This window comes from Pseudomonas kairouanensis, from assembly GCF_004682055.1.
GTDB classification, from domain to species: Bacteria; Pseudomonadota; Gammaproteobacteria; order Pseudomonadales; family Pseudomonadaceae; genus Aquipseudomonas; species Aquipseudomonas kairouanensis.
The window spans coordinates 22,030-37,760 of the sequence record NZ_QUZU01000012.1 but is presented as its reverse complement, the minus strand read 5'-3'; the positions used below and the strand labels follow the sequence as shown (position 1 = coordinate 37,760).

General features: G+C 61.1%; 13 protein-coding genes. 8 read left to right on the top strand and 5 right to left on the bottom strand.

Features of this window, described 5'->3' with window-relative positions; all coding sequences use genetic code 11:
- The first annotated feature begins 94 nt into the window (after nt 1-94).
- Nucleotides 95-1,153, top strand: coding sequence for an AraC family transcriptional regulator (locus DYL59_RS12190; RefSeq protein WP_135289403.1), 1,059 nt, complete (start codon nt 95-97; stop codon nt 1,151-1,153).
- On the opposite strand, the gene DYL59_RS12185 is transcribed toward DYL59_RS12190, so the two are convergent.
- The 5 genes from DYL59_RS12185 to DYL59_RS12160 form a co-directional block, all read right to left on the bottom strand.
- The gene (locus DYL59_RS12185) at nt 1,110-2,564 is read right to left on the bottom strand and encodes a TrkH family potassium uptake protein (protein ID WP_135289402.1); all 1,455 of its coding nucleotides are present in this window, start codon (nt 2,562-2,564) and stop codon (nt 1,110-1,112) included. The two genes, DYL59_RS12190 and DYL59_RS12185, sit on opposite strands and share 44 nt — an antisense overlap.
- A 260-nt stretch (nt 2,565-2,824) precedes the next feature.
- Entirely contained in the window at nt 2,825-4,168 is a 1,344-nt protein-coding gene (locus tag DYL59_RS12175) for an imelysin family protein (RefSeq protein ID WP_135289401.1), read from the bottom strand.
- A 127-nt stretch (nt 4,169-4,295) separates the two neighbouring features.
- Nucleotides 4,296-6,347 (bottom strand): putative bifunctional diguanylate cyclase/phosphodiesterase, encoded by a 2,052-nt coding sequence (locus tag DYL59_RS12170; protein ID WP_135289400.1) that lies wholly within the window; start codon nt 6,345-6,347, stop codon nt 4,296-4,298.
- A gap of 183 nt (nt 6,348-6,530) precedes the next feature.
- Nucleotides 6,531-7,127, bottom strand: a complete 597-nt coding sequence (locus DYL59_RS12165) for a superoxide dismutase (protein WP_017125974.1) — start codon at nt 7,125-7,127, stop codon at nt 6,531-6,533.
- 178 nt (nt 7,128-7,305) lie between these two features.
- Nucleotides 7,306-7,905: a LysE/ArgO family amino acid transporter gene (locus tag DYL59_RS12160; RefSeq protein WP_135289399.1), complete on the bottom strand. Its 600-nt coding sequence runs from the start codon at nt 7,903-7,905 to the stop codon at nt 7,306-7,308.
- A gap of 91 nt (nt 7,906-7,996) precedes the next feature.
- Between DYL59_RS12160 and DYL59_RS12155 the strand changes: the two genes are divergently transcribed.
- From DYL59_RS12155 to DYL59_RS12125, 7 genes are all read left to right on the top strand, one after another.
- Nucleotides 7,997-8,890, top strand: coding sequence for a LysR family transcriptional regulator ArgP (locus DYL59_RS12155; RefSeq protein ID WP_135289398.1), 894 nt, complete (start codon nt 7,997-7,999; stop codon nt 8,888-8,890).
- Between the two features lie 52 nt (nt 8,891-8,942).
- Complete coding sequence (locus DYL59_RS12150) at nt 8,943-9,941, top strand: NAD-dependent epimerase/dehydratase family protein (protein WP_135289397.1); 999 nt, start codon at nt 8,943-8,945, stop codon at nt 9,939-9,941.
- A gap of 126 nt (nt 9,942-10,067) precedes the next feature.
- Entirely contained in the window at nt 10,068-10,913 is an 846-nt protein-coding gene (locus DYL59_RS12145; RefSeq protein ID WP_135289396.1) for an ATPase, read from the top strand.
- A gap of 250 nt (nt 10,914-11,163) precedes the next feature.
- The gene (locus tag DYL59_RS12140) at nt 11,164-12,423 is read left to right on the top strand and encodes a D-mannose isomerase (RefSeq protein ID WP_135289395.1); all 1,260 of its coding nucleotides are present in this window, start codon (nt 11,164-11,166) and stop codon (nt 12,421-12,423) included.
- A 104-nt stretch (nt 12,424-12,527) separates the two neighbouring features.
- Nucleotides 12,528-13,814: an ABC transporter substrate-binding protein gene (locus DYL59_RS12135; protein ID WP_135289394.1), complete on the top strand. Its 1,287-nt coding sequence runs from the start codon at nt 12,528-12,530 to the stop codon at nt 13,812-13,814.
- A 168-nt stretch (nt 13,815-13,982) separates the two neighbouring features.
- Nucleotides 13,983-14,891: a carbohydrate ABC transporter permease gene (locus DYL59_RS12130; RefSeq protein ID WP_135289393.1), complete on the top strand. Its 909-nt coding sequence runs from the start codon at nt 13,983-13,985 to the stop codon at nt 14,889-14,891.
- Nucleotides 14,884-15,729: a carbohydrate ABC transporter permease gene (locus tag DYL59_RS12125; RefSeq protein ID WP_135289392.1), complete on the top strand. Its 846-nt coding sequence runs from the start codon at nt 14,884-14,886 to the stop codon at nt 15,727-15,729. Before DYL59_RS12130 ends, DYL59_RS12125 begins: the two co-directional genes overlap by 8 nt.
- Nucleotides 15,730-15,731 lie beyond the last annotated feature (2 nt).

Genomic DNA, 15,731 nt, shown 5'->3' with positions numbered 1-15,731 from the left:
TGATCAGTAGCAACAGCCAGTGACAATAGATGCCACTTTAGTATCCTTGGCTTTCCTGGCTGCCGTTTTAAGCCTGCTTTATTAAGAAGACGCCATGAGCGAACGAACAACTTCTGCAAGCTGGGCAATGGGGATAGTCAAGGCATTGGAAATGGATGGCCTGGACTGCCGGGCGCTGTTCAAGCAACTGGGCCTGGATTACGCCGCCCTCAATGACCCTGATGCACGCTTCCCGCAAGACGCCATGACCCGGCTATGGCAGCGGGCGGTGGAGCTGTCGGGCAACCCGGCCATAGGCCTGAACATGGGCAAGGTGGTGCGTCCGGCGTCGTTTCATGTGGCCGGTTATGCACTGATGTCCAGTAACACCCTGGCCGAAGGTTTTATGCGCCTGGTGCGCTACCAGCGGATCATCGCTGAAAGCGCCGACCTGAGTTTCCGCCTGTTACCCGAAGGTTATGCGCTGATCCTGACGGTGCACGGTGACCATCTGCCACCCACCCGGCAAAGTGCCGAAGCCTCGTTGGCCAGTGCCCTGGCGCTGTGTGGCTGGTTAACCGGGCGCACCTTGCAGCCGCGTAAAGTGGTGCTGCAAGGCGAGCAGCCCGCCGACCTTACGCCCTATAAGCAAGCGTTCCATGCGCCGCTGGAATTCAACGCCCCCTATGACGCGCTGATCTTCGAGCGCGCCGACATGGACGCGCCGCTGCCCACCGCAAACGAGGCGATGGCACTGCTGCATGATCGCTTTGCCGGGGAATACCTGGCGCGCTTTTCGGAAAGCCGCGTGACCCACAAGGCGCGCCAGGTGCTGTGCCGCCTGCTGCCACAGGGCGAGCCCAAGCGTGAAGTGGTGGCCCAGACCCTGCACCTGTCCCAACGCACCCTGCAGCGGCGCTTGCAGGAGGAGGGCACCAGCTTTCAGACCCTGCTCGACGACACCCGCCGTGAACTGGCCGAGCAATACCTGGCGCAGCCGAGCATGACCCTGCTGGAAATTGCCTACCTGTTGGGGTTTGCCGACCCGAGCAACTTCTTTCGCGCGTTTCGTCGCTGGTTCGACACCACGCCCGGTGAATACCGGACGCGGTTGTTGGAAGCGTCGGGCGTCAGTGGCGCCAAAACGCCGGGATGCACAGAACAAACACTGTGATGATCTCCAATCGGCCCAGCAGCATGCCGAACGACAGGATCCACTTGGCCGCGTCCGGCAGGCTGGCGAAGTTGCCGGCCGGGCCGATGGTTTCCCCCAGGCCAGGGCCGACACCCGACACCGTACTGGCGGCGCCGGTCAGCGCGGTCATCCAGTCCAGGCCCAGCAGCGACAAGGCCAGGGCGATGGCGCAGATGGTGATGGCGAAGAAAAACGAGAAGGTCAGAATCGAGCGCACAATCTCTTCGTCGAGGCGGTGGCCGTTGTACTTCTGCTTGATCACCGCGCGTGGGTGAATCAACTGGTTCAAGTTGGCCTTGAGCAGGATATAGGCGACCTGGAAGCGAAAGATCTTGATCCCGCCCGCCGTAGACCCCGAGCAACCGCCGACAAAGCCCAGGTAGAAAAACAGCATCAATGAGAAATTGCCCCAGATGCTGTAGTCCCCCAGGGCAAACCCGGTGGTGGTGACCACGGACGTCACGTTCACCGCTACATGGCGCAGCGCGTCGAGCCACGGCAAATTGGTGGTCCACCAATACCAGGTACCCAGCACCAGCCAGGTCACCAGTAGCAAGCCGAGCAGGCCTTGTACCTGCTGATCCTTGATCAAGGCCTTGCGATTGCCGCGCAACGTGGCGACATACAGGGCAAACGGCAGGCTGCCGAGGATCATCACCACCACCGCCACCCAGTGCACCGCCGGTTGTTTCCAGTGGGCCAGGGATTCATCGGAGGTGGAGAACCCGCCGGTGGAAATCGCCGACATCGCATGGTTGATCGCATCGAACAGACCCATGCCCGCCCACCAGAACGCCAGGCTGCCGAGGATGGTGATGCCCACATACGCCGCCACGATCAGGCGCGCCACCATGTGCGAGCGAGGCATGACCTTTTCCGAGCGGTCCGAGGACTCGGTCTGGAACAGGCGCATGCCACCAATGCGCAGCAGTGGCAGGATCGCCACCGCCATGCCGATAAAGCCGATGCCGCCCAGCCAGTGCAGCAGCGAGCGCCACATCAGGATGCCCGGTGACATGCTGTCCAGCCCGCTCAATACGGTGGAGCCGGTGGCGGTGATGCCGGACATGCTTTCGAAAAACGAGTCGGTGTAGCTGATGTGCTGGGTCAGCAAAAAGGGCAGGGCGGCGAAAATACACACCACTACCCAACTGCTGACGGTGAGCAGGTACATGTCCCGGGGACGCAGGTGCACATGCTCGGGGCGACCGGGGATCACCAGGGCCAGGCCGGCGATAAACGTGATCAGGCTGGCCCACAGGAACGAGGGCAGGTCGCGGGTGCGTTCGAAGATCACCAGGGTGGCCATTGGCACGACCATGGCGATCGCGAGGGTGATCAGGAAGATGCCGATGATGAATCCGATGATGCGTAGGGTCGGCAACGCCATGAGTGAACTCGGGTAGGGGGGAGTGGCGCCATTCTACCTGCGGTGCAGGGCATGTAAACCGGGGCTTGGAAGCGATGCATATCAAATGTGGGAGCAGGCCTGCTCGCGAATGCGCTGGGTCCGCCAGCGGATTGGTTGACCGACACACCGCATTCGCGAGCAAGCCCGCTCCCACATGGGTTTTGTGGTGTTTGTTTGACTGGGGAAAAGCAGGCAAAAAAAAGCGACCCGAAGGTCGCCTTTTTTCAACTCGGCACAGATCAGAACTCGTGATCAGCGCTGTCCGGGTTCAGGTCGCTGATGCCCAGCTTGCCCGCAGCGGCTTCGATCGAACCGGTCTGCTTGACCAGTGCGGCGATGGCGTCACGTACGATTTGGTTGCCTGCATCGTTGCCGGCAGCGATCAACTGGTCGTAGTGCTCGCCTTTGGCGGCGTGATCAACCATGACCTGGATCTTGGCTTCGGTGGCCGCCAGGTCCGCTTTCAGTGCGGTGTCGGCAGCCGGGTCGGCCTTGGCCACCAGGGACGACAGGCTGGCGCCGGTCAGCTGGGTGCCGTCGGTGCGGGTGTACTCGCCCAGGTAGACGTTACGGATGCCCTTGGCGTCGTAGAAGTGCGAGTAGTGGGTGTTGTCGCTGAAGCAGTCTTGCTCGTCTTCCGGCGAGTTGGCTTCCAGGGAAACCTTCATGCGCTCACCGGCCAGCTCGCCCAGGGACAGGCTGCCCATGCCGAACAGCATTTTGCGCAGGCCGTCGGTGGCAGGTTCTGCCTCAAGGGTGGCGCGGTAGTTGTCTTCGACGTTGGGTTTCCAGTTGCCGACCATTTCTTCGAGGTCGCTGACCAGCAGTTGGGTCACGGCGCTCAGGTAGGCGCGGCGACGCTCGTTGTGGCCACCGGTTGCACCGTCGCCGGTGAGGTAGTCCGACGCAGGGCGGTTGCCGGCGCCTGGGCCGGTACCGTTGAGGTCTTGGCCCCACAGCAGGAATTCGATGGCGTGGTAGCCGGTGGCGACGTTGGCTTCGGAACCGCCCAGCTCGTTGAGGCTGGCGAGTTTTTCCGGGGTGATGTCTTTGACGTCCACCTTGTCTTCACCCACCTGGATCTCGGTGTTGGCGATGATGTTGGCGGTAGCGCCTGGGTTACCCAGGGCGTGTTCGTAGGACTTGTCGACGTAGTCGATCAGGCCCTCGTCCAGTGGCCATGCGTTCACCTGGCCTTCCCAGTCGTCGATGATGGTATTGCCGAAGCGGAACACTTCGCTCTGCAGGTACGGAACGCGGGCGGCGATCCAGGCTGTGCGGGCGGCTTTGAGGGTTTCGTCGTTCGGCTTGGCGAGGAACGCGTCAATGGCGGTTTGCAGGGTTTTCGCGGTGGACTCGGCGTCGCTGTAGACCGCGAACACCATGTCTGCGTAATGCGCGACCACAGCCTTGGCGGCGGCTTCGTCAACCTGGCCTGCTGGGGTGGCAGCCGCTGGAGCGGTAGTGCTGGCAGCCGGGGTCGGCGCCTGGTTTGCTGCGGCCTTGTCTTTACCTTCGCCGCAACCGGCGAGAGAAATGGCAATGGCCAGCAGACTGGCGGTGGCCAGGGGCATACGAATCATGGCGAACATCCTGCTTCGGTTGTTGATGGGGCGCGCGGGGGAGCGCAAAAACTGCGACATAATGCGAAAGATTTGCATTTTGTGTAAAGGGTTATACGCGGGAAATATTTAGTATCGTTCGCGGCGATCAGAGAATGACCGCGTTATCGCGCTCCGCCTGCTTCAGGAAAACCGCCAACTCCCGAGCCTGCAAGGGTTTGCTGTAGTGGTAGCCCTGACCCTCATGGCAGCCTTCGGAGATGATGTACGCCTCTTGCTCGGCGGTTTCCACCCCTTCGGCGATCACTTGCATGCCCAGGCTTTTGCCCAGTTGGATGATGGCCCGCACGATGGTGGCATCGTCGTCGTCGTCCAACAGGTCCTGGACGAAGCTCTTGTCGATCTTGATCTTGTCCAGGGGCAGGCTTTTCAGGTAGCTCAACGACGAGTAGCCGGTGCCGAAGTCATCAATCGCAATCAACGCGCCGGAACGACGCAGGCTCAGCAGGTGCTGGGCGGCGGTGCTGATGTCTTCCATCAGGCCGGTTTCGGTGACTTCCAGTTCCAGGCTGCGCGGCGGCAGGCGGTAGATCTGCATCAGGTTGTTGACCACCCGCGGCAGCTCGGTGTGGTGCAACTGCACGGTGGAGAGGTTGACCGCCATGCGCAGGTCGGTGAAGCCCTGGTCGTGCCATTCGCGCAACTGGCGGCAGGCCTGGTCCAGCACCCATTCGCCAATCGCAATGATGGTGCCGTTCTGCTCCGCCAGCGGGATAAACAGGTCTGGGGGCACCAGGCCGTGCTCCGGGTGTTGCCAGCGGATCAACGCTTCAACCCCCACCACGCGATGGTCGCGGTAGCTGATCTGCGGCTGGTACACCAGGTGGAACTGGTTGCGGCTGAGGGCCTCGCGCAGGTCTTTTTCCAGTTCGCGGCGGCGACGCATTTCGCTGTCGACGCTGGCGATATAGAACTGATAGCGGTTGCGCGAGCGGGTCTTGGCCAGGGTCATGGTCTGTTCGGCTTTTTGCAGCAGCTTCTCGGTGCTGTCGCCGTCTTCGGGGAACAGGGTGATGCCAATGGTGGCGCGCAGCCGGATACCTTCGTGTTCGAGGGCGAACTCCGCTTCCAAGTCGTCGAGGATACTTTGCGCCAGCTCGGCGGCTTCGTAAGGCTGGTCGATATCGGCTTGCACCAGCGCGAACTGGTCGCCACCCAGGCGGGCCAGGGCGCCCAGGCGGCCGCTGTGGGCGCGCAGGCGGTCGGCCAGGGCCAGAAGTAGTTTGTCGCCAGCCTGGTAGGTGAACTGTTCGTTGACGCTTTTGAAATCGTCCAGGCCCACACACAACACGGCCACGCGGCGTTGGCGGCGGCCGGCGTCGATCAGGATCTTGTCCAGTTGCTCCTGCAGTTTCTGGCGGTTGGGCAGGCCGGTGAGAAAGTCATATTGGGCCATGCGCAACAGGCTGCTTTCCGCCTCGTGGCGCAGGTGGGTGTTGCGTTCGATGGACTCAAGCAATTGGTTGGCGGTGTTGATCCACAGCCCCAGTTCATTGCGTTCATGGCCCTTGATCTGGGGGATCTTGTGTTCGCTGGGCCGGTCCGGGTTGATCGAGGTCAGGTGCTCGATAATCCGTGACAGCGGCTTGGTCAGCAGCCAGTGATAGACCAGGTACAGCACCAGGCCCATGGCCAGGGCACGTAGCACCCCGGAAATGAAAATGATCACCGAATTGACGATAAACCCCTGGCCATAGGTGGCGGTGTCCAGGGTGATGCTCAGGTCGCCGTAATACTCGCTGTACGGCCCCTTGCCCACCAGCGGGGTGGTAAAGGTGCGTTCCTGGCCAAGAATCAGGTCAGTCAGCCAGCGGCTGGGGGCCTGCTGCAAGGCGCGGCTTTTTTCCGCGAGCATGGTTTCGTTGGGGTGGCCGATGGAGGCCATGCGCACGGCATCGTCCTGGAACAGGCCCTCGATTACCTGCATACCCATCTCGCGGTCCAGGCTGTAGACGGCCTGGGTGGAGGGGTCGCGAAACATGTCGAGAATGCGCTGGGCATCGCCGGCCACAGCCTGGCGCGTCTTGTAGGCATCGAAAACGATCTGCGCCACGCTCAGCGCCACGCCCACGATCAATGCCGATAAAAGCACGACCCGTAGCAACTTCACCGACAAGCTGTTTTTGAGTTCCAGCTTCAAAGGGTCATTCCTTGTTCCATGCGGGTGGCCTCAATATGCCATGAGTATTGGCAATCCCGTGATGGCAGTCAAAGGGACATTACGGTGGACATTTGCTGGAAGTTGGCAGGGTGATCAGCTTTGGTTGAATCGCACCCATGAAAAAGCCCGGCATGGCCGGGCTTTTTCTACTGCAAGCGGTGCTTAGGCAGTGAAGGTCTTGCCTTCGAACTGCTCAGCCACGAACTTCCAGTTGACCAGGTTCCAGAACGCTTCCACATACTTTGGACGCACGTTGCGGTAGTCGATGTAGTAGGCGTGTTCCCACACGTCGCAGGTCAGCAGCGGGGTGTCGCCGCTGGTCAGCGGGTTGCCGGCGCCGATGGTGCTGGCCAGGGCCAGGGAACCGTCAGCCTTTTTCACCAGCCAGCCCCAACCGGAACCGAAGGTGCCGACGGACGTCTTGGTGAATTCTTCCTTGAACTTGTCGAACGAACCGAATGCCGCGTTGATGGCTTCAGCCAGCGCGCCGGTAGGTTGGCCGCCGGCGTTTGGCGCCAGGCAGTTCCAGTAGAAAGTGTGGTTCCAGACCTGAGCGGCGTTGTTGAAGATGCCGCCCGAGGAAGACTTGACGATTTCTTCCAGGGTCTTGCCTTCGAACTCAGTGCCAGGCACCAGGTTGTTCAGGTTCACGACATAGGTGTTGTGGTGCTTGTCGTGGTGGAATTCCAAGGTTTCCTTGGAGATGTGCGGCTGCAGGGCATCGTGTGCGTAGGGCAGCGGCGGCAATTCGAAAGCCATGATGATTCTCCTAATCAGGTCAGTTGCGGTGAGCGCAAGGCCGATCACGGGCGGCCAAACAAGCGCCGGGGAGTTTGTACTCTTTGCGGCGCAGGGGCAGGATCATAGCACCGGGGGTGCGGCAAAACCACGCAACAACTGTGTGGGATAGAGGTTCCAGAGCGTTTTGGAATATTCCCTAAGCGGCAATCAATTGGTAGGCCACGCTGAACATCATCACCGCCACCAACAGGTCCAGCAGGCGCCAGGTGGCCGGACGTGCCAGCCAGGGTGCCAACCATGCTGCACCGAGGGCCAGGGTGGCAAACCACAGGAACGAGGCACTGGCGGCGCCCGCGACATAGGCGCCCGGTTCCGTTTGCTGCGCCCCCAGCGAGCCGATCAACAGCACGGTGTCCAGGTACACATGGGGGTTGAGCAGCGTCACCGCCAATGCACTGAGTAAAACGGCGCGCAGTGAGCGCACCTTGGCGTTGTCGCCCTGGTTCAGGCTCTGATTGGAAAACGCCCGGCGCAGCGCCAAGGTGCCGTACCACAACAGGAACGCCGCGCCGCCCCAGCGTGCAATGCCGAGCAGGATCGGGCTGTGGGCCAATACGGTGGCCAAGCCGAATACACCGGCGGCTACCAGCAGGGCATCACAGATCACGCACAGCGCCGCAACGGGCAGGTGATGCTCACGACGCAGGCTCTGGGCCAGCACGAACGCGTTTTGTGTGCCGATCGCCATGATCAACCCGAGGGCCACCAGTAATCCGTTCATATAGCTTTGCCACATAAATAAACATCCTCTAAACGATGCTGGTCATTCTCGGGGGCTAAGCTGTATAAGAAAAACCAATATTGCTGATCGCTCATTAGAGAAACTGATGTTCGACTATAAATTGCTTTCCGCCCTGGCAGCGGTGGTAGAACAGGCCGGCTTTGAACGTGGTGCCCAAGTGCTGGGCTTGTCGCAGTCGGCGATTTCCCAGCGCATCAAGTTGCTGGAGGCTCGCATCGGCCAGCCGGTGCTGATACGGGCCACGCCGCCGACGCCCACAGATATCGGCCGCCGCCTGCTCAACCATGTGCAGCAAGTGCGCCTGCTGGAGCGTGACCTGCAAAGCCAGGTGCCGGCGCTGGATGAAGAAGGCATGCCCGAGCGCCTGCGTATCGCCCTGAATGCCGATAGCCTGGCCACCTGGTGGGCCGAGGCCGTCAGCGGGTTTTGCGCCGAGCAACACTTGCTGCTGGACCTGGTGGTGGAAGACCAGACCGTCGGCCTCAAGCGTATGCGCGCCGGTGAGGTGGCCGCCTGTATCTGCGCCAGCGAACGGCCTGTGGCCGGTGCCCGCAGCCTGTTGTTGGGCGCCATGCGCTACCGGGCGTTGGCCAGCCCGGCATTTATAGCGCGGCATTTTCCCCAGGGCGTGCGTGCCGATCAGTTGGCTCGCACACCGGCCCTGGTGTTCGGCCCGGATGATTTCCTGCAGCACCGCTACCTGGCGTCCCTCGGTGTGGATGGCGGTTTCGAACACCATTTATGCCCATCATCCGAAGGGTTTATCCGCCTGACCGAAGCCGGTCTCGGTTGGGGGCTGGTGCCGGAATTGCAGGTGCGCGAGCAATTGCAAAAGGGCGTGCTGGTGGAGTTGTTGCCAGATAAGCCCATTGATGTGCCGTTGTACTGGCATCATTGGCGCAGTGGCGGACAACTGTTGGGCCTGTTGACTGACCATCTGGCCCAAGCCTGTGGGCAATGGTTGGTGCCGTTGGAGTGATGGCGGGCGTCAAGGCAACAGCGATGAAAAACGAAAGAACACGGGGTAATACATGAAAATTCTGGTCACCGGCGCAAGCGGCTTCATTGGCGGGCGCTTTGCGCGTTTCGCCCTGGAGCAGGGCCTGGACGTGCGGGTCAACGGGCGGCGCGCCGAAGGTGTGGAGCACCTGGTCAGGCGTGGCGCCGAGTTTATCCAGGGTGACCTCAATGATGCCGACCTGGTGCGCCACCTGTGCCGTGATGTGGAAGCCGTGGTGCATTGCGCGGGCGCCGTCGGGCTGTGGGGCAAGTATCAGGATTTTTACCAGGGCAACGTGCTGGTGACCGAAAACGTCGTCGAAGCCTGTCTCAAGCAGCACGTTGGGCGGCTGGTGCACTTGTCTTCGCCGTCGATCTACTTTGACGGGCGCGACCATTCGGGGCTCACCGAAGAGCAGGTGCCCAAGCGCTTCAAGCACCCTTATGCCGCCACCAAGTACCTGGCCGAGCAGAAGGTGTTCGGCGCCCAGGAGTTCGGCCTGGAAGTCATCGCCCTGCGCCCGCGTTTCGTCACCGGTGCCGGCGATATGAGCATCTTCCCGCGCCTGCTGAAAATGCAGCGCAAGAACCGCCTGGCCATCGTTGGCGACGGCCTCAACAAGGTCGATTTCACCAGCGTGCACAACCTTAACGAAGCGTTGCTCAGCAGCCTGCTCGCCCCAGGCTCGGCGCTGGGCCGGGCCTATAACATCAGCAACGGCACGCCGGTGCCGGTGTGGGATGTGGTGAACTACGTGATGCGCCAGATGGAACTGCCCCAGGTGACCCGTTACCGGTCCTACGGGTTGTCCTACAGCGTGGCGGCACTCAATGAAGCCTTTTGTGCACTGTGGCCGGGGCGCCCGGAACCGGCGTTATCGCGTCTGGGCATGCAGGTAATGAACAAAGATTTCACCCTCGATATCAGCCGGGCCAGGCATTATCTGGACTACGAGCCCAAGGTCAGCCTGTGGACCGCCCTCGACGAGTTCTGCAGTTGGTGGAAAGCCCAAGATCCGGGGTTCAAGTAAGCTCACAACCAGCAACACATCGGGAACCGAATCTGTGGTTCCGGGTCGATCAGTGCGACGGGAACGCGGTTTATACTCCCGCCGCTCGGCTTTCCAGCCAGCCATTCACCGATTCAGGGTTGATTCATGCGCAACGATGCCAAAGACGACTTCGACAACATTCCCAGCCTGCGGGCCGACCTCGGGGATGACGATGATTTCGAGCCTACTCCTGCCACTTCGGTGCGATCGCGCACCACGCCTGTGGTCAAGGTCAAGAGCGCCAGCACCGGCCCGTTGTGGGCCTTGATCGGCGCACTGCTGATCGCCTTTGCCGGCCTTGCGTGGTGGAGCTTTCAGCAGATCTCCCTGATGGGCCAGCAATTGGTCGCCACCCAGGAAAGCTTTGCGCGCATCAGCGAAGAAGCGGCGGGGCGGCTGCAGGATATTTCCGGCAAGGTCGTGGCCAGTGAAGCCAGTGTGAACAACGGCAGCGAGGCGCTGAAACTGCAGATCAAGCAGCTGGAAAGCCAGCTGCTGGAGCAGGGCAAGCAGCAGGTCGGCGTGGCGGGCCAGGCCACCGAGCTGGACAAGCGCCTGGCGCAGATGACTGCCAGCACCACTGAACTGTCCAGCGCCAACAGCAAGCTACAAGGCCAGGTGCAAGCCCTGACCGACGCCGTGGCCACCCTCAAGGCGGCGCAAGGCGATGCGGGCAAGCGTGATACCGAACTCAAGGACTTGGCCGCCGACGTGGCTGCGTTGAAGAAACAGGGCAACCCAAGCGCCGCCATCGCCCGGCTGGAGCAGGACCTGGTGGTGCTCAAAAGCGAGCAGGACAACAAGCCAGCCAACACCGACGCTCCGACCAACAAAGAGTTCGACGTGTTCCGCATCCAGACCACGCGCAATATCACCACCTTGCAGAGCCAGGTGCAGAATTTGCAGCAGCAGCTCAATTCCCCGGCGCGGGCGACACCGCTCGGTCAGTGACCGACACGGGCCCAAATGTGGGAGCGGGCTTGCTCGCGAATACGGTCTGTCAGTCACAGATGAGTTGACGGATACACCGCATTCGCGAGCAAGCCCGCTCCCACATTTTAGTCTGCGGCAAAGAGTTGAATAATGCTTGCCTGCACTAATGTCACCGCTCGGTGACATTTCCCTTGCCCTTCGTGACTTACCCCCCACCCCGCCCTTGTTTAGACTCCGGTCACCCCACAAACAATAATAAGGGCTACCCATGACCACCCACCCACTGCCCGCCAGCAGTTGGCTGAACGCACCTGCCCATCACGCCTGGCTCGCCGCCGAAGGCCAGCGCCTGCTGTCATTCGCCAAGGCTTCCCGCCTGCCCGACGGCTTCGGCAACCTGGACGATAAAGGCCAGCTGCCGGCCACTGCCCACGCCGAAACCATGAACACCGCGCGCATGACCCACAGCTTCGCCATGGCCCATGCCATGGGGTTGCCCGGTTATGCCGACTTGGTTGCCCACGGCGTCGCGGCACTGAGCGGGCCGCTGAAGGATGCTGAACATGGCGGCTGGTTCGCCACTGCCCACGCCCTGGATGGCAACCGTGGCAAGGCCGCCTACCTGCATGCCTTCGTGGCCCTGGCCGCCAGTTCCGCGGTAGTGGCTGGCGCACCCGGTGCGCAAACGCTGTTGAACGACTCCACCCATATCATCGACCAGTTTTTCTGGAGCGAAGAGGAGGGCGTGATGCTCGAATCCTTCGCCCAGGACTGGAGCGGCGTCGAAGCCTATCGCGGTGCCAACAGCAACATGCACGCCACCGAAGCCTTCCTCGCCCTGGCCGACGTGACCGGCGACACCCGCTGGCTGGACCGTGCGTTACGCATTGTCGAGCGGGTGATCCACACCCATGCTGGCGCCAACCAGTTCATGGTGATCGAGCATTTTGACAGCCACTGGCAACCGCTGCTCGGATACAACCAGGACAACCCCGCCGATGGCTTCCGCCCCTATGGCATCACCCCTGGCCACGGCTTCGAGTGGGCGCGGTTGGTGCTGCACCTGGAAGCCGCTCGCCAGCGCGCCGGGTTGCTCACGCCGGACTGGCTGCTGGCCGACGCCAAAGGCTTGTTCGCCAGCGCCTGCGAGTACGCCTGGGCCGTGGATGGCGCTCCCGGCATCGTCTACACCCTGGATTGGAACCAACGCCCGGTGGTCCGCGAACGCCTGCACTGGACCCACGCCGAAGCCAGCGCTGCTGCCCAAGCCTTGCTCAAACGCACCGGTGAGTTGCACTACGAAACCTGGTACCGACGTTTCTGGGAATTCTGCGAAACCCATTTCATCGACCGCACCCACGGCAGCTGGCACCACGAACTCAACGCGCACAACCAACCCAGCAGCACCATCTGGGGCGGTAAGCCAGACCTGTACCATGCCTGGCAAGCGGTTCTGCTGCCTGCGCTGCCGTTAGCACCAAGCATGGCCAGTGCATTGGGGGCTGGCGCTTATGTCACCAGATGGTGACATTTGTGCGTCCCTTTGTTACCTGCGCCGTAAAAAACCATGTTTAAACTCCGTGCAGCGCAAGCTCTAGACTTGCATGCATAACAACAAAAAAAGGTACTCAGATGAACGCGATTAATCGCCTCGCCGTCGCTATTTCCATTGCCTCGTTGTTTCCCCTCACTGCATTTGCCGCCGACTCCAAGGGTACGGTTGAAGTTGTGCACTGGTGGACCTCGGGCGGTGAGAAAGCGGCTGTAGATGTCCTGAAGGCCCAAGTTGAGAAAGACGGCTTCACCTGGAAAGACGGCGCCGTCGCAGGCGGCGGTGGTGCTACCGCGATGACCGTGCTCAAAAGCCGCGCAGTCGCCGGCAACCCTCCAGGCGTTGCCCAGATCAAAGGTCCCGACATTCAAGAGTGGGCGTCCACTGGCTTGCTCGACACCGACGTGCTCAAGCAAGTGTCCAAGGACGAGAAGTGGGACTCCCTGCTCGACAAGAAAGTCTCCGATACCGTGAAGTTCGACGGTGACTACGTCGCCGTGCCGGTCAACATCCACCGCGTCAACTGGCTGTGGATCAACCCGGAAGTCTTCAAGAAAGCCGGTATCACCAAGAACCCCACCACCCTCGAAGAATTCTACGCCGCCGGCGACAAGCTCAAGGCCGCAGGCTTCATCCCACTCGCCCACGGTGGCCAGCCTTGGCAGGACAGCACCGTGTTCGAAGCCGTGGTTCTGTCGGTGATGGGTGCCGATGGCTACAAGAAAGCCCTGGTAGACCTGGACAACGCTGCGCTGACCGGCCCGGAAATGGTCAAGTCGCTCACCGAGTTGAAGAAAGTCGCGACCTATATGGACGTCGACGGCAAGGGCCAGGACTGGAACCTCGAAGCGGGCAAGGTCATCAATGGCAAGGCCGGCATGCAGATCATGGGTGACTGGGCCAAGTCCGAGTGGACCGCCGCCAAGAAAGTCGCCGGTAAAGACTACGAGTGCGTAGCCTTCCCAGGCACCGACAAAGCCTTCACCTACAACATCGACTCCCTGGCGGTGTTCAAGCAGAAAGACAAAGGCACTGCTGCCGGCCAGCAGGACATCGCCAAAGTCGTGCTGGGTGAAAACTTCCAGAAAGTGTTCAGCATCAACAAGGGTTCGATCCCTGTGCGCAACGACATGCTGAACAAAATGGACTCGTATGGCTTCGACTCCTGCGCGCAAACCGCAGCCAAAGACTTCCTGGCAGACGCCAAGACCGGCGGCCTGCAGCCAAGCATGGCGCACAACATGGCCACCACCCTGGCCGTGCAAGGTGCGTTCTTTGACGTCGTGACCAACTTCATCAACGACCCGAAAGCCGACCCGGCCGACACCGCCAAGAAGTTGGGCGCTGCGATCAAGTCTGCCAAGTAACCTGAAACCTAAAGGCTGTCTTCTGTAGGAGCGAGCTTGCTCGCGAAAAACTCAAGGTCAGTGCGTTCATCCTGGATGCCCGCATTATCGTTGAAGACCTTCGCGAGCAAGCCCGCTCCTACAGTAAAAGCGCCAGGCTAGTCCTTTTTCCCTGTATTGGATTTCCCCATGAGTTCTGTTGCTGTGTTCAGCAAAGCCTCGCCGTTCGATGCACTGCAGCGCTGGCTACCCAAGTTGGTGCTGGCGCCCAGCATGTTCATCGTGTTGGTGGGCTTCTACGGCTACATCCTGTGGACGTTTGTGCTGTCGTTCACCACGTCCACTTTCCTGCCCAGCTACAAATGGGCGGGCCTTGCGCAATACGCGCGGTTGTTCGACAACGACCGTTGGTGGGTTGCCAGCAAGAACTTGGCGCTGTTTGGCGGGATGTTTATCGGTATCACCTTGGTGATCGGCGTGACGCTGGCGATCTTCCTCGACCAGAAAATCCGTCGCGAAGGCTTTATCCGCACCATTTACCTGTACCCGATGGCGCTCTCGATGATCGTCACCGGTACGGCCTGGAAATGGCTGCTCAACCCGGGCATGGGCCTGGACAAACTCCTGCGGGACTGGGGCTGGGAAGGCTTCCGTCTCGACTGGCTGATCGACCCCGACCGCGTGGTCTACTGCCTGGTGATCGCTGCTGTATGGCAAGCCTCGGGTTTCATCATGGCGATGTTCCTGGCTGGCCTGCGCGGCGTTGATCAGTCGATCATCCGTGCCGCACAAATCGACGGCGCCAGCCTGCCGCGCATCTACTGGAGCGTGGTGTTGCCCAGCCTGCGCCCGGTGTTCTTCAGTGCGGTGATGATTTTGGCGCACATTGCGATCAAGAGCTTTGACCTGGTGGCGGCGATGACCGCTGGGGGGCCGGGCTACTCGTCCGATCTGCCGGCGATGTTCATGTACTCGTTCACCTTCAGCCGTGGCCAGATGGGCATGGGCTCGGCCAGTGCCATCCTGATGCTCGGTGCGATCCTCGCGATCATCGTGCCTTACCTCTACTCCGAGCTGAGGACCAAGCGTAATGACTAGTCTTGCTGCCAAACCTTCCATCAGCCTGAGCCGCATCGCGATCTACGCGGTGCTGATCCTTGCTGTGCTGCTGTACCTGGTGCCGTTGGTGGTGATGCTGCTCACCAGCTTCAAGACCCCGGAAGACATCAGCACCGGCAACCTGCTGAGCTGGCCCACCGTGGTTACCGGCATCGGCTGGGTCAAGGCCTGGGGCACGGTGGATGGTTACTTCTGGAACTCGATCAAAATCACCGTGCCTGCGGTGCTGATCTCCACCGCCATCGGTGCGTTGAACGGCTATGTGCTGTCGTTCTGGCGCTTTCGCGGTTCGCAGTTGTTCTTCGGTTTGCTCTTGTTCGGCTGCTTTTTGCCGTTCCAGACCGTGCTGCTGCCGGCTTCGTTCACCCTCGGCAAGATGGGCCTGGCCAGCACCACCACTGGCCTGGTGTTTGTGCATGTGGTCTACGGCCTGGCGTTTACTACGCTGTTCTTCCGTAACTACTACGTGAGCATCCCGGACGCGCTGATCAAGGCGGCACGCCTGGACGGTGCTGGGTTCTTCACCATCTTCCGTCAGATCATCCTGCCGATGTCCACACCGATCATCATGGTCTGTCTGATCTGGCAGTTCACCCAGATCTGGAACGACTTCCTGTTCGGCGTGGTGTTCTCCAGCGGCGACTCCCAGCCCATCACGGTGGCGCTGAACAACCTGGTCAACACCAGCACCGGGGCCAAGGAATATAACGTGGATATGGCAGCGGCGATGATCGCCGGGCTGCCGACCCTGCTGGTCTATGTGATCGCAGGCAAGTATTTCGTGCGCGGCCTCACGGCCGGCGCGGTCAAGGGGTAATC